Origin of the sequence: Asaia spathodeae NBRC 105894 (assembly GCF_025994195.1) — a bacterium.
Taxonomy (GTDB): domain Bacteria; phylum Pseudomonadota; class Alphaproteobacteria; order Acetobacterales; family Acetobacteraceae; genus Asaia; species Asaia siamensis.
This window is the reverse complement of record NZ_BAPY01000005.1, coordinates 115,625-135,949: the sequence shown is the minus strand read 5'-3', so window position 1 is coordinate 135,949 and position 20,325 is coordinate 115,625. Positions and strand designations below refer to the sequence as shown.

The following is a 20,325-nucleotide window of genomic DNA, read 5'->3' as shown; positions in this document are numbered from 1 at the left end:
AGGACGGTCATGAATAAAGAGCGCAAGGCAGAGCGTAAGCTGTTCGGCACAGACGGTATTCGGGGGACGGCCAATAGTTTTCCGATGACGGTTGATGTGGCGCTGCGTCTCGGTCAGGCCGCAGGGCTCTATTTCCGTCGCGGTGCCCATCGCCATAGTGTCGTTTTGGGCAAGGATACACGGCTTTCTGGTTACATGATCGAAAGCGCTCTGGTCTCGGGATTTCTCTCTGCCGGGATGGACGTCATTCTCGTCGGTCCTCTGCCGACACCTGCCATTGCCATGCTGACCCGCTCGCTGCGCGCCGATCTGGGCGTGATGATCTCGGCGTCGCATAATCCGTTCGGTGATAACGGCATCAAGCTTTTCGGCCCTGATGGTTTCAAGCTGTCTGACGAGGTCGAGGCAGAAATCGAAGGTCTCATGGACCAGGATCTGACAGCCCAGATGGCGCCGCCGGAAGAGGTGGGACGTGCCTCGCGGCTGAATGATGCTGCCGGTCGCTATATCGAGGCGGCCAAGGCGTCTTTCCCGAAGGGGTCACGACTCGAAGGCCTGCGTATCGTGCTGGATTGCGCCAATGGCGCTGCCTATCGCGTGGCGCCGACAGCACTGTGGGAATTGGGGGCTGAGGTCATCAAGATCGGTTGTGAGCCGAACGGGGTGAACATCAACGCAAAATGCGGCTCCACCTGTCCGGAGCCCCTGCGCGAGGCTGTGATTGCTCATAAGGCGCATCTTGGCATCGCGCTCGATGGTGATGCCGATCGCGTCATTATTGTCGATGAAAAAGGACAGATCGTCGATGGCGATCAGATCCTCGGCCTGATTACCCTGTTCCTGCAGAAAAGCGACCGTCTCGGCAGCAATGATGCGGTTGCCACGATCATGTCCAACCTCGGTCTCGAAAAAAAGCTGGCCGAGCATGGCGTGACCCTTCATCGCACAGCGGTGGGCGATCGATATGTCGTCGAGAAAATGCGTGAGCATGGGTTCAAGCTCGGTGGCGAGCAGTCGGGGCACATGATCCTGTCCGATTTCGCGACAACGGGTGATGGGCTCATCGCAGCCCTTCAGGTGCTGGCTGTCCTCGTTGAGGAGGGGCGCCCCGCAAGCGAGATCCTGCGCGTTTTCGAGCCCTATCCGCAATTGCTGCGCAATGTTCGCTATCAGGGGGGCGATCCGCTCCAGACGGAAATCCTCGCCGAGGCACGACGTGCGGCAGAGGCACGGCTTGGCACGCAGGGGCGTCTTGTTCTGCGAAAGAGCGGTACCGAACCGTTGATTCGTGTCATGGCGGAGGCAGAAGATCCGGCCCTGGTTGAAGAGATCGTCTCTTCGATCTGCGATGCGGTCAAGAAGGCGGTTGCGGTCTGATGAAGGGCCGGGTGCTGATCGTTGCCGGAAGCGACTCTGGTGGTGGCGCGGGGATCCAGGCAGATATCAAGACGGTCAGCGCCTTCGGCGGCTTTGCGATGACGGCCATCACCGCTGTAACCGCGCAGAATACATGCGGGGTGACTGCAATCGCCTATCTGTCGCCCGGCATGGTGGCCGATCAGATGAGGGCGGTGCTCGAGGATATCGGGGCTGATGTCATCAAGCTCGGCATGCTGGGCAATGCCGAGATCATGGAGGCGGTGTGCGATACGCTTGCGCGTTATCCTTCGATACGCTGCGTGATCGATCCGGTGATGGTCGCGACCAGCGGGGCGCGGCTGATGACTGAAGACGGCGAGGCTGCGTTCCGACGTCTCTACGCCCATTGTTTCATGTTGACGCCCAATCTGCCTGAACTCGAAGTTCTGAGCGGGCATCCGCTCTCGACATCACAGGAGATGAGAGAAGCTGCGAGTGAGGTCATGAAAAGTCAGGATATTGCCTGGATCCTCGCGAAAGGCGGGCATCTGCCAGGAGAGGACGTGATCGATATCCTGCTTTCAAAGCGGCACGAACGACAGTTTCGGGACCGAAAGATCGACACGCTGCATACGCATGGGACAGGTTGCACCCTGGCGAGTGCTATCGCCGTGTGCCTTGCCCAAGGCGAGGAAGTAGAGCGGGCGGTGGAGAGGGGCAGGGCCTACGTCCGCCATGCAATCCTGCAGGCGCCACCTTTCGGAAAAGGAAGCGCCCGGCCGATGAATCATATGCATCAGAAGGAAGGCTGAAGGGACGATACCGTCAGCTTGCTCTGTTCCGTCGTTGTGTCAGGCACAATCGGTTTGCTGTCGTCGCGTAGCACATAGCCACGCCCCCAGACTGTGCCGATCAGATGCCCGGCGCCAAATTGCTGCAGTTTTCTGCGCAATTTGCAGATGAAGACATCGATGATCTTCATCTCCGGTTCATCAATGCCTCCGTAAAGATGGTTCAGAAAAGCATCCTTCGTAAGAACATTGCCCCTGCGCAATACGAGAAGCTCAAGAATGGCATATTCCTTGCCTGTAAGCTGCACGGGGTTGCCATCGACAGAAGCGCTCTTGGCATTCAGGTCGAGGGAGAGGGGGCCGACCGTCATGACCGTGGTGCTGAAGCCGCGCGAGCGGCGCAAGACCGCCTGCAGACGAGCCAGAAGCTCCTCTGAATCGAAGGGCTTTGTGATGTAGTCATCAGCTCCGGCATGGAACGCTTTTATTTTGGCCTGCGCCCGACTGAGCCCGCTAAGGACAATAATCGGTGTCTGTATTTGTGTTTTGCGAACACGCCTGATGACTTCGTACCCCTCGAGGTCTTCGAGAGTCAGTTCAGTCAGGGCAAGATCGTAATCGTAATGGCGGAGCATATCGATTGCTTCATGCCCTGTATGAGCATGATCAACAGTAATGCCGCCCTGTTTGAGGGTTTTGATCAGCGCATGAGCCGCAGCTTGATCGCTTTCCACAAGAAGGAGGCGCATCTCATCAATCTCCTGGGTTGATGATGGTTTGGTACTACCTAAGGTTGCTATCGGCAAGCAAAATACTTTCTTTCACTAAAAACATTTCCTTAAATTAGTAACGAGTTTTTAACGCATTGATCCTAAGGTTTTCTTGTGAATGCCAAAGTTTACATTAGAAAAAATCAGAACTTCTGAACGGGTTACGTCATTCCGCATTATTGACCGGTTGGGTGAATGCCCTTGTGGTTGACGGTTTTTGACGTCATCCCCTTTTTTCCGGTCTCGATACGATGGGTTCTGACACCCAATACTCGTATAGGTTGTATCGATATGAAGTTATCATAAAGCAAACTATGGAGAAGAAAAGAACGGGAGCGGTATAAGTTTCGTTCTTTTGTATCAATTATTCCAATTGGAAGTTGGGCATTACTGGATACGGATTGCGAGCGGAGAAATGGCACCGTGCGGGTCAAGCAAAACACGCAGATACAGAGGTGGCATGAGTTGCTTGACCGTGCCCAGGCGCTCGTCGAGGTCTTGCGCCGGGAAACCGGTGTCCGTCTTACGCGGAGAAACGCAGAGGCGAAGATCGTCAGCGCCGAGCGCGCGATACTTGCCTCCAATGACGGTGATCATGCTGTCGAGGGGTTTGTGAACTGGCTACCCAAGGCGAGAACCGCCATCGAAAAGGCCCGCAGCGCAGAGCGCGAGGTCGCGATCGACGTTGCTGTAGCCTATCATGTCTTTATACTGGCAAAGGGCGCCGAGACAGAGGCCGAAGAGGGCAGGGAGGGCCACGATCCTTGACGTGGTCTTGGCCCAAGGTTTGTGCCTCGGCGACGTCTGACGTCGCCATGACGACGATTACAGGCGGCGCTCAGCCTCGATAGCGCTCCAGGGGCGGGAGCCGACTATAACACAGGCTACCGGGTGTGTGCGATCGCGCACAAAAGAGAGGTAGGTTTCGCCATCATCTGAAAAAAGATCGGTTCGGGCGCTCATCGTTGCGCTGACCGAACCTGGCGTCTGCTTGCTTAACGTGGCTGCAGCGTGGCTCAGGAGGCGCCAGACGGCGCGCTCGACCGCCTCAATCAGGCGTTCGGGTGCTGCCGCCTCGCGCCCGAACCGCTCGGCAAGGCAATCCCAGTCCTGTCGAGTGACAAAAGCGGGAATACCCCCGGATGGGGTTTCCCGCTCGGCACGGCAAAGGAGCCCTGCCTGGGCCAGCTCAAGAATGTCGGTGGCGGGCAAGGTGGCTGGGTCGAGAGCGAATTCTTGCATTGGCAGATCGACTCCAGTCTCAGTTCTGTCCGGGCGGAGTGCCCATGGCCTGCATCAGTGCGGTCACCTGCTCCGGATGCGCGTGGAACAGGGCAACGTTGCCAGCGTTTGGCGCGGGCAGACCGGCGGGCAGCGCCTGGCCGTTTGTCGCTGCCAATGTCATGCCGAACGCGGTCATGCCCATGGTGAAGCTCTCGGGTGTGAAGCCGTGGGCGCTCAGGATCGCAGGTACACCGGGGGTTGCTGCAATCTGACCAATTGTCTGCTGCAGTGAGAGCTGTGTCGAGTTGGGCGGGCGAATATTGGCCGCCTGCAGCGCCTGCAGGGTTTCGGCGGCGCGTGGCATGAAGTCGGCTGGTAGCGGATAGCGCAGCCCCGCCTCGATATCCTGCTTCATGACAGGAGAGAGGGTTTGCTGCTGTGCCTGCGGGGCGGTCTGCTGTGCACTCTGGGCAAAGGCCGATGGGGTGAGTGTCCCCAGGATGCCGAGAGCGGCGGCGGCTATTGTGACGATTCTGGTCATCAGACCCATTCCCCCTTTCGCATGAGTGGCGTGCGTGCGCCGTCCTGATGAACGCCATCGAGATCGATTTCGTTCGAGCCGATCATCCAGTCGATGTGAATCATGCTCGTATTGGCACCGCGTGCTGCCAGCTCTTCCGGCGTCGCCCCTTCGGTATCAAACAGGCACTTTGTATAGGCCTGACCCAGAGCGATATGGCTTGACGCATTCTCGTCAAACAGGGTGTTACGAAACAGGATGCCCGTATCCGAAATGGGGGATGCGTGAGGAACGAGCGCCACTTCGCCCAGTCGTGCGGCACCGTCATCGGTTTCGAGAATACGTCTCAGGGCGTCTTCACCCTTGGCGGCGTGAGACTCGATGATCCGTCCATCGGCAAAGGTCACGCGGATATCGTCAATGAGCGTGCCCTGATGAAAAAGCGGTTTCGTGCTGGCGACATGGCCACTCACACGATGGCTATGGGGTGTTGTGAAGACTTCTTCTGTCGGGATGTTCGGATTGCATTCTATGCCGTTCGTGGTGTGCTCTGCGCCGCCAGCCCAGGCATGGCCATCGGCCAATCCCACTAGCAGATCCGTGCCCGGACCGGTGAAGTGCAGGGAGTCGAAACGGCGCTCATTCAGCATCGCGGCCTTGGCGTGAAGTGTCGCATTATGCTGCTTCCACGCAATAACCGGGTCAGGCGTGTCGAGGCGGGATGAGGCAAAGATCGCATCCCACAGACGTGCCTGAGCCTGATCCGGGGGCAGATCGGGAAAGACCTGCGCTGCCCAGTTGGCCGTGGCATAGGCCACGATGGTCCAGTTGGTATCGAAGCGGGTGATGATTTCCATCGCCTCACGATTCGCACGCGATGCGGCGCGGCTGGCGCGTGAGACCCTCTTGGGATCCTGACCGTTCAGCAGGGTCGGGTTGGCCCCCGTAATGGCCAGGCGGGCCGCGCCCTCGCGATAGGCGCGGGCGATACCGTCGGCCATCCAGGCAGCGCTTGTGTCGAGGCTTTCATCCGACGCGAAGCGATAGCGGGCGAGGGTTGTCTCGTCATCGCTGTACTGCGTCGTAACGAGGCTCGCCCCGGCGCGATAGGCGTGTTCGGTCAGGCGCCGCACCAGTGGCACGGCTTCGAGCGGGGCTGAAATGACCAGCTCCTGTCCGGGCTGAAGATTGAGGCCGATTCTGATCGCAACCTCGCCGAGTCTGTCGAGGCGTTCGGCGAAGGGCAGGGTGGTTTCAGACATCAGTTTTCTCCTGGCGGGCAACGCCCGTTCTGGCTCGATTGGGGCGCCTGATCGATTGTTTATTCGCCGAATGTCTCGGCGTGATGAGCGCGGCGCGGCGCGCGACGCGGGCGCTCCTGACGAGGTGCCTTGTCACGGTTGCCCGGCTTTTCGTCGCGCGGCGCCGTGCGGATTTCCACTTCCAGTTCGCGAATGCGGCGCTGGACGCTCTCCTTCAGGGAAGGGGAGGTATGCGGCTTCATTGTGGCCAGGGTTTCCTTGAGGTCGCGCAGTTGCTTCTGCTTTTCGGCCAGGTTGCGGCGGATCGGCTGGTTATCGGAAAGCTGTCCTGTGTAGGAGCGCATGGTCGAGTCTCTTTATTCTGCTCTGGTACAGGCCAGAGTGTGTCGTTGCCCGGAATCCGTCTGGCGCAGCTTGGCGCCAGGGCGGGTCCGGTTGCGGTCATGTTGGAAGGGCAGGACGCGCGCCTGATTTCAGCGCGACGTCAAACCCATGGAGGCAAGTGCCTCGATCAGCCGGTTCATTTCTTCATCCGTGCCGATCGTGATGCGAAGCCAGTCGCGAATGCGTGGCGCACTGAGCTGTCGCACGATGATGTGGCGCTCCCGCAGGCCTGCCAGCAAGGTGCTGGCCTGATGGGCAGGGTGATGCACAAGAACAAAATTGGCACAGGACGGCAGAATGTCAAAGCCCAACCCGGCCATGCGCTGCACAAAACGTCCGCGCGTCGCCATGACCTGCCCCGTTGTGTGCTCAAGCCATCCCTCGTCGGCGATGGCAGCGGCAGCGCCTGCCTGGGCAAGGCGGCTGAGCGGATAGGAGTTGAAACTGTCCTTGACGCGTATAAGGCCTTCAATCAGATCGGGATGGCCGATGGCGTAGCCTACCCGAAGCCCCGCCAGCGCACGTGATTTCGAGAGCGTCTGCACGACGAGAATATTGTCGTGTTCCTCAGTCAGTCGGATGGCGGATTCAGCGCCGAAATCGACATAGGCTTCATCGATGATGATTGTCCGGTCCGGCTGAAGCGTCGCAAGGCGTGACAAGGCATCAAGCGACACCGCGTGGCCGGTATTGGCATTCGGATTTGCGATGGCAATGCCGCCACAGGGAATGGTGTAGCTCTCGATATCGATCTCGAAGCGCTCATTAAGCGGGATTTCGCGATAGGGCTGGCCAAACAATCCGCAATAAACCGGATAAAAGCCATAGCTCACATCGGCGAAAAGCATGGGGGCGTCGGGCGAAATCAGGGCACGGAAGGCATGGGCCAGCACTTCGTCCGAGCCATTGCCAACGAATACCCGGTCTTCAGTCGTGCCATAGGTCGCGGCGATGACGCGCCTCAATTCCCGAGCCGTGGGGTCGGGATAAAGACGCAGCGCGTCATTGCAGCCGTTCTTCATCGCCTCTAGGGCGGCCGGGCTGGGGCCATAGGGAAGCTCGTTCGTGTTGAGCTTCAGAATATCGGTGAATTGCGGTTGCTCGCCCGGGATATACGGGTGCAAATCCGCTACGAGAGGGTTCCAGAAGCGGCTCATGAGGAACTCGCCATGTCAGAAGTGAAGAGATGTTTCTGGCCATGGGTTTCAGCGATGTCGCGAACAGACAGACCCTCGGCGTCACGCTGGTCGGGGTCTGCTCCATGAGAGAGAAGAAGGCTCACCATATCCTGTCGGCCGAACATGACGGCAAACATGAGGGGGGTGCGTCCGAGATGGCTCGGGATGTCGAGTTTGGCGCCAGCGCTGACGAGCAGTTCGGCCACGGCCAGATGGCCCTTGAAGGCGACACCCGAAAGGGCCGTTGCCCCCTTGGCATCCTGTCTGTTCGGATCGGCACCGCGCTCCAGAAGCAGAGCAGTAGCCGGCAGGACCCCGTTATAGGCGGCGACGATGAGCGCGGTATAGCCGCGGCTATCCTGCGCATCGACCGCCATTCCGGCATCGAGAAACTGGGTCAGCATATCGGTGTCGCCAATGCGTGCCGCATCGATGAAAAGCGCCGTTATCTGCTCGGGCGAAAAACTGCCTGCCGGCATCATTTCGGTCATGGAAAAGCCTGAAGCTGTCATATTTTTTTCAGAATAGCCGAGCGTCCATAGAACCGGAAGCGCAGGCATTTCTTTTCTTCATATGCGGCCTTTTCCCATGCCTGTGGCTGGTCAGGGCGCGCGCAGGCTCTGCCCTCGCTCCGGCAGGCTGAACCAGGAGAGGTCTCTGCCCATGGATTTGAGGCAGCGTTCCAGACGGCCTCCCGGCTCCCAGTATCCTTCATCTGTAAGCTGGAATGTGCCGAAATGCATGGCAACCGCATGACGGGCTTCAAGCAGCATGGCGGCTTCGACGGCCTGTTCGGGCGTCATATGCACCGGCTGCATGAGCGAGATCGGCTCGTAAGCGCCAATTGGAAGCAGGGCGAGATCCGGCGCACCCAGGCGTTGGCTAATCTCGGCCCAGTGGTGACCATGGGCCGTGTCCCCTGCAAAAATCAGGCGCTTCCGCCCTGTATCGATATGAAAGCCACTCCATAGCGCCCGATTCTGGTCGAATGGTGTGCGGGCCGAGCCGTGCAGGGCCGGAATTGCCGTTATTGTGATCGGGTCGAAACGAAATTCCTGCCACCAGTCGAGCGTGGCGACGGCGGAAAAGCCCAGACCACGCAGATGACGCCTGTTGCCAAGCGGTGCGAGGCAAAGCGGTCTGTCACGCCGGCCAAATCGTCTGAGTGTCGGGCGATCGAGATGATCGTAGTGACAGTGAGACACGAGAATGATGTCGATGGCCGGTATGGCGTCAAAAGCCAGCCCCGGAGGTACTACCCGTCTGGGGCCAAAATGTCGAAAGGGGGAACAGCGTTCGGACAGGATGGGGTCTGTCAGTATGGCAAGCGGGCGTTCTCCCGCCCGACCAATGCGGATCAGAAAGCTCGAATGGTTGATGAAGCTGGCAGAAATCTCGCCCGGCGCAAGTTCGGGAAAAGGCTCGGGAGAGAAAGTCGGGACATCGTTCGGCCATCGGAGCCGCAGGCTTCTTTGCCAGGAAAGGATACTCGTGAAGTCAGGTTCGACCGACGGGCGTTCCGGGGGAACCTGCAAGGGAGGGGAAAGGCGATAAGAGGCCGGGTTATGAAAACTCCGGCCGTCGCAATGATCGGATTCTGGAAAAGGCTTCACCGCAAATCCTGCAAATTTTCGTGTGGTCGAGCAGTCGTGAAGAGTTTGGCTCTAGCACAATGTGGGCAATAGGCGTCTTATGCGCAACGCAATGTATTGCCGGGCCGGTAGGTTTCAGTTTGGTGTCAATGCTGTCGGGATTTTGAGGCAATATGTGCGGCGCAGCGGAACATCGTCATCACGCAGGCGTATGTTCAGGGTGTTCTGGTGATCTTCTCCCCGTGGCCAGGCCATGAGAGGTGAGAGTGGTCGCCAATTCTGCGTGGTCGCCTATGCGAAAAGGATCCCTGGTGGGGTTGTCTCAGGCAGCAAACCGGTCTTGAACATTGATGTCTGTCCGGCGGATGGTTTTCCATCGCAGAGAGTTAATTCGGAGGTCGATTTTTGATGCGTTCTTTAAGCAACCCGTCCGCGTTTGGCGCGGAAACAGGTGGAGCGGCCGGCGCCAATGTCTCTGACATCGCGCAGCTGAGCATCAACACTATCCGCACCCTGTCGATGGATGGTGTGGAAAAGGCCGATTCAGGCCATCCGGGAACGGCGATGGCGCTGGCTCCTGTCATGTACACGCTCTGGCAGAACGACCTGAAATATGATCCGGCAGATCCGCTCTGGCCGGCACGCGACCGCTTCGTGCTGTCCGTTGGTCATGCTTCGATGCTGCTGTATTCGACGATCTATCTCACCGGCATCCGTGATGTGGTGAAGGACAAGGTTCTCGACAGCCCGTCGCTGACCCTTGAAGACCTCAAGCAGTTCCGTCAGCTGAATTCCAAGACCCCGGGTCACCCGGAATACCGCCACACGGCGGGCATCGAGACCACGACCGGCCCGTTGGGGCAGGGCTGTGGCAACTCGGTCGGTATGGCAATGGCTGAGAAATATCTCGCAGCTCATTACAACCGCCCTGGCTATGACCTGTTCGATTACCACACCTATGTGTTCTGTGGTGACGGCGACATGATGGAAGGCGTTTCGTCCGAAGCAGCTTCCATGGCCGGCCATCTGGGTCTGGGCAACCTGATCTGGCTGTATGACTCAAACCAGATCTCGATCGAAGGCTCGACCAACCTTGCCTTCACCGAGAACGTTGCCGAGCGCTTCCACGCCTACAAATGGCATGTTGTGACCGTCAACGACGTCAATGACATCGCCGCTGTCAGCAAGGCGCTTGAAGAAGCCCGTTCGGTCAAGGACCGTCCGAGCCTGATCATCATGCACACGATCATCGGTTTCGGTGCCCCCAAGAAGGCTGGCACGGCTTCGGCCCATGGTGAGCCCCTGGGTGAAGAAGAAATCGCCGGTGCCAAGAAGGCCTATCACTGGCCCTGGACCGACGCATTCCATGTGCCGGAAGGCGTTCTGGAGCATTTCCAGGAAGGTCTCGGCAAGCGTGGCGCAACGGCGCGTGCAGAATGGCATGCCCTGTTCGACCGCTACACGAACGAATATCCGAAGGAAGCCGCAGAGCTGCGCGCCATCTTCGAACGTCGCCTGCCGGAAGGCTGGGACAAGGATATTCCGAAGTGGGATGCAGACGCCAAGGGCATTGCCTCGCGCGCAAGCTCGGGCAAGGTCATCAACGCAGTTGCCAAGAACGTCCCCTGGATGCTCGGTGGTTCGGCTGACCTTTCGCCGTCGACCAAGACCAACCTCACCTTTGACGGTGCAGGGTCGTTCCAGCCGCCGCAGTGGGGTGGCACCTATGCTGGTCGCAATATCCATTTCGGTATTCGCGAACATGCCATGGGCTCGATCTGCAACGGTCTGGCGCTGGCCGGTCTGCATGCCTATGGTTCGGGCTTCCTGATCTTCTCTGATTACATGAAGGCTCCGATCCGTCTGTCGGCCCTCATGGAACTGCCGGTTACCTACATCTTCACGCATGACTCGATCGGCGTTGGTGAAGACGGTCCGACCCATCAGCCGATCGAACAGCTTGCCCAGCTGCGTGCAACACCTGGCATCATGACCATTCGTCCGGCTGACGCCAACGAAGTGTCTGAAGCCTGGCGCACCCTGATGCCGATGACGCACAAGCCCGCCGTGCTGATCCTGAGCCGCCAGAACCTGCCGACGCTGGATCGCAGCAAGTACGCCTGTGCTTCCAACCTCGCCAAGGGCGCCTATGTGCTCGCCAGCTGTGAAGGCAAGCCGGATGTGATCCTGATGGCTTCGGGCTCAGAGGTTTCTCTGGTGGTCGACGCCTATGAGAAGCTGACCGCAGAAGGCATCAAGGCGCGTGTCGTTTCCTTCCCGTCCTTCGATCTCTTCGAAGAGCAGGATCAGGCCTACAAGGACAGCGTGCTGCCGCCGGATGTCAAGGGACGTGTGGCCGTCGAGCAGGCTGCTGCCTTCGGCTGGGATCGTTACACCGGCATCGGCGGTTCGATCATTGCGATGAACAGCTTCGGTGCTTCGGCTCCGCTCAAGGCGCTGCTCACCAAGTTCGGCTTCACGCCGGAGAAGGTGTATGACGCAGCGCGCGAGCAGGCTGCTCGCAAGTAAGACGACTACCGGGGCCTGATCGCTTCCTCGGCGGTCGGGCCTCTGGGGCCACAGCGTGCTATGGCCCCCTCTCATGAGGTCAGGGTCGGAAGGCCGACCTGAGCTGAGACGGGTGTCCACAGGGAGCCCGTCAGGTGGACAGACAGGAGTACGTCATGGACGTCGAACAGAAGCAGGGTGCCGCTACGAGCGGGAACCCGCTGCGTGATCTTTCCAATTTTGGCCAGTCACCCTGGCTGGACTTCATCCAGAGATCCTACACTGCCGATGGCAGCCTCAAGAAGCTGGTGGACGAAGATGGCCTGCGTGGCGTGACGTCAAACCCGGCCATCTTCGAGAAGGCAATGGGCTACGGCACGGATTACGACGCCCAGATCAAGGATCTGCTGGCCGCGGAAACCCTTTCCCCCGGCGAACTCTACGAAAAGCTCGCCATCACCGACATTCAGGCTACCGCCAAGGTCATGCATCCGGTCTTCGTTCAGACCAAGGGTCTCGACGGCTATGTGAGCCTTGAAGTGTCGCCCTATCTCGCATTCGAGACCAAGGCTACGGCTGACGAAGCCCGTCGTCTGTGGGCTGCCGTCAACGAAGAAAACCTGATGATCAAGATCCCGGGCACGCCCGAAGGGATCCCGGCATTCCAGGAAGTCACGTCTGAAGGCATCAGCGTCAACGTCACGCTGCTGTTCTCGCTCGAAGCCTACAAGAATGTTCTCGAAGCCTATATCAAGGGCCTCGAAATCCGCCATGCAGCGGGCAAGGACATCAGCAAGATCGCAAGCGTTGCCTCGTTCTTCGTGTCGCGCATCGACGGCAAGATCGATGGCGCCATCGATCGTCGCGTCAAGGAAGGCGACAAGGACGCAGAAGCCCTCAAGGCCCTGCGCGGCAAGGTCGCTATCGCGAACGCCAAGGTTGCCTATCAGCATTACCTGGAAGTCACGGCTTCCGAGCGCTGGAAGAAGCTCGCCGCCGCTGGTGCCCAGCCGCAGCGTCTCCTTTGGGCCTCGACGGGCACCAAGGACAAGACCTTCTCCGATGTTCTTTATGTTGAAGAGCTGATCGGTGCCGACACGGTCAACACCATTCCGCCGGCAACTTTCGATGCCTTCCGCGATCACGGCAAGCTGCGCGCCAGCCTGACCGAAAACGTCGAAGACGCCTTCAAGGTGATCGAGCAGCAGGCCAAGCTGGGTCTCGACCTCGACGGTGTCACCAAGACTCTTGTAACAGAAGGCTGCGCTTCGTTCTGCGACGCTTTCGACCAGCTGCTTGGGGCGGTAGCAAACAAGCAGGCCACGTTTCTCGGGTCCAAACTGATTGAGCAGAAGGCCGAGCTTCCAGCCGACCTGAAAGCCGCAGCCGATGCGGTGCTCGAAGATTGGCGCAAGACCGGCAAGGGTCGCAAGCTCTGGGCCAAGGACGCGACGGTATGGACCGGCGGCGACGAAGCCAAATGGCTGAAGTGGCTCGACATCGTCGATGAGCGCCTGGCTCATGTGTCTGAACTTGAGGCGTTTGCGAGCGAGGTGAAGGCCAAGGGATTCAGCGACGTGCTGCTGCTCGGTATGGGCGGTTCGAGCCTCGGTCCGGAAGTGATTGCCGAGACCTTCGGTCACATCGCAGGCTTTCCGAAGCTGCATGTGCTCGACAGCACCGACCCGCAGCAGGTCAAGACGTACGAAAATGCCGTCGACCTCAAGAAGACCCTGTTTATCGTTTCGTCCAAGTCGGGCGGTACGCTTGAGCCGAACATTCTGAAGGCCTATTTCTTCGCTGCTGCCGAAAAGGCACTCGGTTCGGCTCCTGGCGCACATTTTGTTGCCGTGACCGATCCGGGCTCGCATATGGAAGAAGTGGCCAAGAAGGATGGCTTCTGGAAGATCTTCTACGGCGAAAAGCAGATTGGCGGCCGTTTCTCGGTTCTGTCCAATTTCGGTCTGGTTCCGGCCGCTGCTGCCGGTCTGGACGTGCGCGCATTCCTCGAATCAGCGCTGCGTTCGGTCAAAGAAGCTTCGGCCAGCACCCCGCCCGCGCAGAACACCGCGCTCCAGCTCGGTGCCATCCTCGGCGCTGCCGCAACCAAGTTCGGCCGCGACAAGGTGACGATCATCGCATCGCCTGCGATCTATGATCTCGGCGCCTGGCTCGAGCAGCTTCTGGCTGAATCGACCGGCAAGAAGGGCACGGGCCTGATCCCCATCGACGACGAGACCCTCGGGGCTCCTGCCGTCTATGGCAAGGATCGCGTTTTCGCCTATCTGCGTTTGAAGGGCGAAGCCTGCCCCAACCAGGAGAAGGCAATCGCCGCTCTCGTGGAAGCAGGTGAGCCGGTTGTGACGATCGATCTGGCCGACAAGCTCGATATCGCTCAGGCTTTCTTCCACTGGGAATATGCCACGGCAGTTGCCGGTTCGGTTCTCGCGATCGATCCGTTTGATCAGCCGGATGTGGAATTCAGCAAGATCGAGACCAAGAAGCTCACGACTGCCTTCAATGAGACGGGTAAGCTTCCGCCTGAGACACCGTTCGCAACCTCGGGTGCGTTCGAGTTCTTTGCTGACGATGCCAACGCCAAGGCGCTTGGCGGCGGTGATGCGCTGGCGATCCTCAAGGCCCATTTCGGCCGCGTGAAGGCGGGCGATTATGTGGGTGTTCTGGCTTATGTCGAGCGCGATCTGAAGACACGCGAGTGGATCCAGAACGTTCGCCTCGATCTGCGTGACCAGCTGAAGGTTGCAACGGCTGCCGAGTTCGGCCCGCGCTTCCTGCACTCGACCGGTCAGGCCTATAAGGGCGGCCCGGATAGCGGCGTGTTCCTGCAGATCACAGCTGACGATCATGCCGATCTGAGCGTCCCTGGTGAACGCTTCACCTTCAGTGTGGTGAAGGCTGCTCAGGCACGTGGCGATTTCGATGTGCTTTCCGAGCGTGGCCGCCGTGCCCTGCGCGTGCACATCAAGGGACCGCTCGAAGCTGGCCTTGCCGAACTGGCAGCGGTCATCAAGAAGGCCGTCTGAGACTGACGCAATCCGCCCCGCTCCAACGGGGCGGATTGTTTTTTGACGTGGTAGTTAGAGGGCACAGGAAGACTGTGCAGGAGTTTTGAAGATGCAAATCGGTATTGTTGGCCTTGGCCGTATGGGCGGCAACATTGCAGTGCGCCTGACCCGTCATGGTCATGACGTCGTGCTGTTCGATCGCACGCCTGAAGTTGTGACCAAGACGTTCGACCGTGCCGAAAAGGGCCGTGCGATCGCTTCGAACTCTGTCGCCGATCTGGTCAGCAAGCTGACGGCAGAGCGCAAGATCGTCTGGGTCATGCTTCCGGCTGGTGAGATCACCGAAGCCTGCGTGCAGGAACTGCGCGGCCTGCTTGGCAAGGACGATATCGTGATCGATGGTGGCAACAGCTACTACAAGGACGATGTCCGTCGCGCACACGAGCTGATGGAAAAGGGTATTCACTACATCGACGTCGGCACGTCGGGCGGCGTCTGGGGCCTCGATCGTGGCTATTGCATGATGTACGGCGGCACCAAGGACTCGGCCGATCATATCGACCCGATCCTCAAGGCACTGGCACCGGGCAAGGGTGACGTCGTGCGCACGATCGGTCGCGACCGTGAAGGCCTCGATCCCCGCGCTGAGGAAGGCTATCTGCATTGTGGTCCGGCCGGTTCGGGTCACTTCGTCAAGATGGTTCATAACGGCATCGAATACGGCATGATGCAGGCCTTCGCCGAAGGCTTCGACGTCATGAAGTCCAAGAACTCCCCCGTTCTGCAGGAAGACCAGCGCTTCGACCTGAACATGGCCGATATCGCTGAAGTCTGGCGTCGCGGCAGTGTCGTCTCGTCTTGGCTGCTCGACCTGACGGCCGATGCGCTCGCCAAGAACGAATCCCTCTCCGAGTTCTCGGGCGAAGTGGCTGATTCGGGTGAAGGTCGCTGGACGATCGAAGCTGCCATCGAAGAGTCGGTGCCGGTTCCGGTCATGACAGCATCGCTGTTCACGCGTTTCCGCTCGCGCAGCGGCAACAACTACGCAGAGAAGATCCTCTCTGCCATGCGCTTCGGCTTCGGCGGTCACGTCGAGAAGAAGTGACATTTCGGGCCGGGACCGCTCTGGTCCCGGCCCTTTTTTTATTCCTACACTCTTGGCCAGAATGTCAGCGGGAGCCGTGACGCTCCTGCTTGCACTCCGGCTTTCAGTTTATCGACTAAAAAGGTTTGGCATATGGTCGAGATTTCCGCTTCAGCGCGTGCGGCATTGTCCAATTCAGAGGCGCCGCGCGGCGTACGCCCGGCCCCTCCGGGCTCCATGGTCATTTTCGGCGGTGGCGGCGATCTGACGAAACGCCTTCTGGTTCCGGCTATCTATAATCTGGACGTGGCTGGTCTGCTCAGCGAGGATTTCTCCATCATCGTGGTCGACTGGGCCGAGATGACGACAGAAGGACTGCTGGAGCAACTCAGCGCTGCCCTTGATGACTTCGTCAGCAAGCGCGGGACCAGCGCCACAGTGCTGCGTCAGGATGTGTGGGATCGTCTCTCCAAGAGCATCACCTATCTGCGTGGCTCTTTCGAGGAAATCTCGACTTTCCAGGCATTGAAGGAAAAGCTGGGCGATCGCTCTGCTGTTTTCTATCTCGCTGTGGCCGCGCGTTTCTTTGGTCCCATTGTCGACCTTCTCGGGGAATCCGGTCTCGCCGAACAGACCGATACAGTCTCGCGTCGCGTCATCATCGAGAAGCCCTTCGGTGCAGATCTGGAATCGGCCAAGGCCCTCAATGCGCGTCTCCAGCGCTCGCTCGATGAAAACCAGATCTACCGCATCGACCATTATCTCGGCAAAGAGACGGTACAGAACATTCTGGCCCTGCGTTTCTCGAACGGCTTCTTCGAGCCGCTCTGGAACCGGCAGAACATTGACCACGTGCAGATTACGGCAGCAGAGACAGTCGGTGTCGAGCGTCGCGGGCGCTTTTACGAAAGCACCGGTGCCATTCGCGACATGGTGCCAAACCACCTGATGCAGCTGCTGTCGATGGTCGCCATGGAGGCGCCGACTTCGTTCGACGCCGAAGCCGTGCGTGACGAGAAGGCCAAGGTGCTGAGTGCCATCCAGCCCATCGATCTGAGCCAGGTGGTACGCGGGCAATATGTCAGCGGTTCGTTCGGCGTGGGCGACGAGGCCGAAGCCCTGCGAGGTTATCGCGAAGAGCCCGATGTCGGGATGGGCAGCCAGACCGAGACCTATGTCGCGATGAAGCTGCGTATCGATAACTGGCGTTGGGCTGGTGTGCCGTTCTATCTGCGTACGGGCAAGCGTCTGCGTCGTCGCAAGACCGAAATCGCGATCCACTTCAAGCAGGCGCCGTTCGCTCTGTTCCGTGACACGCCCGTCGACAAGCTCACGCCCAATATCATGGTGCTGCACATCCAGCCGACTGAAGGCGTGACCATGCAGTTCTCCGCCAAGGTGCCTGGCCCGTCAGTGCGTCTCGGCGGCGTGCGTATGAAATTCGACTATTCCGATTGGTTCAGCGAAGGGCCGAGCACGGGCTACGAGACGCTGATCTATGACTGCATGATCGGTGACCAGACGCTTTATCAGCGTGCCGATACCATTGAAGAGGGCTGGCGTATCGTCGAACCCGCCTTCAAGGAGAACATCGCCGATAAATCGCCGCTCTGCTTCTATCCGGGTGGTCTTGATGGCCCGCGTGAGGCCGATGAACTGCTGGCACGCAGCGGGCGTCGCTGGCTCGATCTGAATAACTGACGCACTTTCGCGCCAAGACAGGAGCCCCCATGACACATGATCTGGATGCCATCCACGCAGCCCTGCCGCCCATGGCATCCACCATTCGCATGGTTGTCTCGGATATCGACGGCACGCTGATCGGTCCTGACAAGAACCTGGCAGAATCGACGCAACAGGCGGCGAAGCAGCTCAGCGAGGCGGGCATCAAGCTTTGCCTCGTGAGTTCGCGCTCGGCTGAGGGCATGCTGCGTTATCATCGGGAGCTTGGTCTCAATACGCCATTCGGTGCGCTGAACGGCGGGCTGATCGTGGGCCCGGACGACGAGATTCTCTCGACCCTGTCGCTCCCCGCTTCCTGCGTCGATGCGGCGTGTGACACGCTTTCGGTACACCAGGTGGATACCTGGCTCTTCCGCGGTCACGAATGGCTCATTCGCGATCCCGGCGCCTATTATGTCGAGCATGAGCGCAGATCGGTCGGTATCGAGCCTGTCGTCGTGCCCGACTTCAAGCCGTTTCGCGAGGGCGTTGGCAAGATCATGGCCGCCAGCAGCAATTTCGCGTTGCTGCAGCGCATGGAAGTTGAGATCGGCGCCATGCTCAAGGGCGAGGCGAGCGTGCACCGGTCGTCGAATTATTATCTCGATATCACGCACAAGGATGCGAACAAGGGCTTTGCTGCGCGTGCCCTGGCCGAGCGTCTGGGCATCCCGATGAGTGAGGTTGCCTGCATTGGCGACATGTCCAATGATGTGCCGATGCTCAAAATCGCCGGGCTCGGGATTGCCATGGGCAATGCGACCGAAGAGGTCAGTGCACATGCCCATGTGACAACAGGGCACAACGATGCTGATGGATGGGCAGAGGCCATGCGGCGCTTCGTCCTTCCCAGGGCTCCCGGCGCGGCCTGACATAAAGGAATGATAAGATGAGTGGACACGATGTGACTTCAGCCCGCGTGGTCGTTCTGGAGGATGGCGAAGCCGTCGCCCAGAAGATGGCCCAGTGGCTGCTGGATCAGGCTCTGGCCAAGACTGAAGGGCCTTTCGTCGTGGCGCTGTCGGGCGGCTCGACGCCCAAGCGTCTGTTCAAGATCATGGCCGAGCCGGCTTATGCCTCGAAATTCCCGTGGCGCCGGACCCATATTTTCTTCGGCGACGATCGTCATGTGCCCTTCACGCATGAAGACAGCAATTATCGCATGACGGATGAGCTGCTGCTTGAGCATGTCGATCTGCCTGCCGAAAATGCACACCCCATTCCTGCCGATGGCACAGCCGAGCAGGATGCGATCTGGTATCAGAGCGCGCTGCAGGACCTGTACGGCAGCCATCATCTGACCCCGGGCAAGCCGCTTTTCGATGTCGTCATGCTGGGTATGGGCCCTGACGGTCATACGGCCTCGCTTTTCCCGCGTCAGCCGATCCTGCAGGAAAAGACAAAGTGGGTCGCTGCCTGCACGCCGGATAACGCGCCTCATGACCGTGTTTCACTGACCTATCCCGCCATCCATTCGAGCCGCAATGTCGTGTTCCTGATCGAGGGGGCAGGCAAGGCCGAGATGCTGGCGCGGGTTCGCAGCGGCGATGAATCGCTTCCGGCATCGCATATCACCTCCGAAGGTGAGGTTGTCTTCCTGGTCGACAAGGCCGCTGCAGGAGAGCTTCAGAATGGCTGAGATTGCTCAAGACGCCGCTGCTCGCGTCGCAGAACTAAAACGTGAAGCTGCTACCCATGCCATTTCCTATATCCAGGATGGCATGGCTGTGGGCCTCGGGACGGGCAGCACGGCGAAATTCATGATCGATGCGCTCGGTGAGCGCGTCCGTCGTGAAGGGCTCAAGATACGCGCTATCCCGACATCGGAGGCCAGCGCGGCTCAGGCACAGAGCCTGAATATCCCCATCACGAATTTTGCTGATGATCCGTATCTCGACGTCGCCATTGACGGCGCCGATGAGGTGCAGACGGGCTCGCTGTTCCTGATCAAGGGACGGGGCGGCGCGCTGTTGCGTGAGAAGATCGTGGCCGTCTCGGCACGCAAGTTCATCGTAATTGTCGATGAGAGCAAAATCGTCACCGATCTGGGCACGCATATGCCCGTGCCCGTCGAGATCATTCCCTGGGGTTGGGAGCGCGTCGAGAACCTGCTGCGCAAGACGGGTGCGAAAGCCTGCGTTCCGCGCCGGAATGAGGACGGCTCGCTTTACATGACCGATAATCACAACATCATCATCGATTGTGATTACGAGTGCATCAAGGATCCGCGCGGTCTGGCAGACCACATCATCTCCATTACAGGTGTTGTGGATCACGGTCTTTTCCTTGATATCACCTCGGAAGTTCTGGTGGCCGGAGCGGCCGGTCTGCAAAGGCTGAAAGCATGAGCGGGGCGACAAATCAGGCCGGTCCCGGCCTCTACGTCGTCATGGGTGTCTCTGGCTGCGGCAAGACGACCGTGGCCCAGGGGCTGGCTCAGCATTTTGGTACGCCTTTTCAGGAAGGAGACGACCTGCATCCGGCGGCAAATGTCGCCAAGATGCATAGCGGTATTCCGCTCGACGATGCCGACCGGGCACCCTGGCTTCAGATCTGTCATGAATGGCTGAAGATGCACGCGCAGACCGGGGGCGTGCTGACCTGCTCGGCGCTCAAACGCAAATACCGCGATACGCTGCGCAACGGGCTTGATGTGACATTCGTCTATCTCGAAACGAGCGAACGCACGATCGCCGAGCGACTGAAGCAGCGTATCGGTCATTTCATGCCCCCAAGCCTCCTGCCAAGCCAGCTTGCGACACTCGAGCCGCCGGGCAAGGATGAGAACGTCATCACTGTGGACAGTGCGGGCACTCCGGAGATTGTGATGGGCAAGCTTCTGGCGTCGCTGAAAGCCCGTGGCGCCTGAGTTTCGTCAGTTCGAGGATCGGTTCATAAGTAGTTT

19 protein-coding genes are annotated in these 20,325 nt (G+C 59.3%); 11 read left to right on the top strand and 8 right to left on the bottom strand.

Annotated features, from left to right (window positions below; genetic code table 11):
- Positions 1-9: 9 nt before the first annotated feature.
- Together glmM and thiD are read left to right on the top strand one after the other, a co-directional pair.
- Positions 10-1,377 (top strand): phosphoglucosamine mutase, encoded by a 1,368-nt coding sequence (gene glmM / locus AA105894_RS05205; protein ID WP_267310789.1) that lies wholly within the window; start codon positions 10-12, stop codon positions 1,375-1,377.
- Positions 1,377-2,171: a bifunctional hydroxymethylpyrimidine kinase/phosphomethylpyrimidine kinase gene (gene thiD, locus AA105894_RS05200; RefSeq protein ID WP_267310788.1), complete on the top strand. Its 795-nt coding sequence runs from the start codon at positions 1,377-1,379 to the stop codon at positions 2,169-2,171. The genes glmM and thiD overlap by 1 nt, the downstream gene beginning before the upstream one ends.
- Here thiD and AA105894_RS05195 read toward each other — a convergent pair.
- Positions 2,156-2,899: a response regulator transcription factor gene (locus AA105894_RS05195; RefSeq protein WP_267310787.1), complete on the bottom strand. Its 744-nt coding sequence runs from the start codon at positions 2,897-2,899 to the stop codon at positions 2,156-2,158. The genes thiD and AA105894_RS05195 overlap by 16 nt on opposite strands.
- Positions 2,900-3,343: 444 nt before the next feature.
- On the opposite strand from AA105894_RS05195, the gene AA105894_RS05190 reads away from it, so the two are divergent.
- Positions 3,344-3,688, top strand: a complete 345-nt coding sequence (locus AA105894_RS05190) for a hypothetical protein (protein ID WP_267310786.1) — start codon at positions 3,344-3,346, stop codon at positions 3,686-3,688.
- A gap of 57 nt (positions 3,689-3,745) precedes the next feature.
- Here the strand turns inward: AA105894_RS05190 and AA105894_RS05185 are convergent, their stop codons facing one another.
- From AA105894_RS05185 to AA105894_RS05155, 7 genes are all read right to left on the bottom strand, one after another.
- Entirely contained in the window at positions 3,746-4,162 is a 417-nt protein-coding gene (locus tag AA105894_RS05185) for a hypothetical protein (protein WP_267310785.1), read from the bottom strand.
- A 19-nt stretch (positions 4,163-4,181) separates the two neighbouring features.
- On the bottom strand, positions 4,182-4,685 hold the full coding sequence (locus AA105894_RS05180; RefSeq protein ID WP_267310784.1) for a hypothetical protein: 504 nt from the start codon (positions 4,683-4,685) through the stop codon (positions 4,182-4,184).
- Complete coding sequence (locus tag AA105894_RS05175; RefSeq protein WP_267310783.1) at positions 4,685-5,926, bottom strand: aminopeptidase; 1,242 nt, start codon at positions 5,924-5,926, stop codon at positions 4,685-4,687. The genes AA105894_RS05180 and AA105894_RS05175 overlap by 1 nt, the downstream gene beginning before the upstream one ends.
- A 59-nt stretch (positions 5,927-5,985) precedes the next feature.
- Positions 5,986-6,270, bottom strand: coding sequence for a hypothetical protein (locus AA105894_RS05170; RefSeq protein ID WP_267310782.1), 285 nt, complete (start codon positions 6,268-6,270; stop codon positions 5,986-5,988).
- Positions 6,271-6,399: 129 nt separating this feature from the next.
- Positions 6,400-7,467, bottom strand: coding sequence for a pyridoxal phosphate-dependent aminotransferase (locus tag AA105894_RS05165; protein ID WP_267310781.1), 1,068 nt, complete (start codon positions 7,465-7,467; stop codon positions 6,400-6,402).
- Positions 7,464-7,979: an ankyrin repeat domain-containing protein gene (locus tag AA105894_RS05160; RefSeq protein ID WP_188425049.1), complete on the bottom strand. Its 516-nt coding sequence runs from the start codon at positions 7,977-7,979 to the stop codon at positions 7,464-7,466. Before AA105894_RS05160 ends, AA105894_RS05165 begins: the two co-directional genes overlap by 4 nt.
- A gap of 111 nt (positions 7,980-8,090) precedes the next feature.
- Positions 8,091-9,101: an MBL fold metallo-hydrolase gene (locus tag AA105894_RS05155; RefSeq protein WP_267310780.1), complete on the bottom strand. Its 1,011-nt coding sequence runs from the start codon at positions 9,099-9,101 to the stop codon at positions 8,091-8,093.
- A gap of 387 nt (positions 9,102-9,488) precedes the next feature.
- Between AA105894_RS05155 and tkt the strand changes: the two genes are divergently transcribed.
- The 8 genes from tkt to AA105894_RS05115 all read left to right on the top strand — a co-directional run bounded on the left by tkt (position 9,489) and on the right by AA105894_RS05115 (position 20,289).
- Positions 9,489-11,609, top strand: coding sequence for a transketolase (tkt, locus tag AA105894_RS05150; RefSeq protein ID WP_267310779.1), 2,121 nt, complete (start codon positions 9,489-9,491; stop codon positions 11,607-11,609).
- Between the two features lie 155 nt (positions 11,610-11,764).
- Positions 11,765-14,632, top strand: coding sequence for a bifunctional transaldolase/phosoglucose isomerase (locus AA105894_RS05145; protein WP_267310778.1), 2,868 nt, complete (start codon positions 11,765-11,767; stop codon positions 14,630-14,632).
- Positions 14,633-14,723: 91 nt separating this feature from the next.
- Positions 14,724-15,719, top strand: coding sequence for a phosphogluconate dehydrogenase (NAD(+)-dependent, decarboxylating) (gene gnd / locus AA105894_RS05140; RefSeq protein WP_188425057.1), 996 nt, complete (start codon positions 14,724-14,726; stop codon positions 15,717-15,719).
- Between the two features lie 132 nt (positions 15,720-15,851).
- On the top strand, positions 15,852-17,399 hold the full coding sequence (gene zwf / locus AA105894_RS05135) for a glucose-6-phosphate dehydrogenase (protein WP_188425059.1): 1,548 nt from the start codon (positions 15,852-15,854) through the stop codon (positions 17,397-17,399).
- Positions 17,400-17,428: 29 nt separating this feature from the next.
- A complete protein-coding gene (locus AA105894_RS05130) occupies positions 17,429-18,292 on the top strand; it encodes an HAD family hydrolase (RefSeq protein ID WP_267310777.1) in 864 nt (287 codons plus the stop codon).
- 17 nt (positions 18,293-18,309) lie between these two features.
- Entirely contained in the window at positions 18,310-19,059 is a 750-nt protein-coding gene (gene pgl, locus AA105894_RS05125; protein ID WP_267310776.1) for a 6-phosphogluconolactonase, read from the top strand.
- Positions 19,052-19,768 (top strand): ribose-5-phosphate isomerase RpiA, encoded by a 717-nt coding sequence (gene rpiA / locus AA105894_RS05120; RefSeq protein WP_267310775.1) that lies wholly within the window; start codon positions 19,052-19,054, stop codon positions 19,766-19,768. The genes pgl and rpiA overlap by 8 nt, the downstream gene beginning before the upstream one ends.
- On the top strand, positions 19,765-20,289 hold the full coding sequence (locus AA105894_RS05115) for a gluconokinase (RefSeq protein WP_188425068.1): 525 nt from the start codon (positions 19,765-19,767) through the stop codon (positions 20,287-20,289). The genes rpiA and AA105894_RS05115 overlap by 4 nt, the downstream gene beginning before the upstream one ends.
- Positions 20,290-20,325 lie beyond the last annotated feature (36 nt).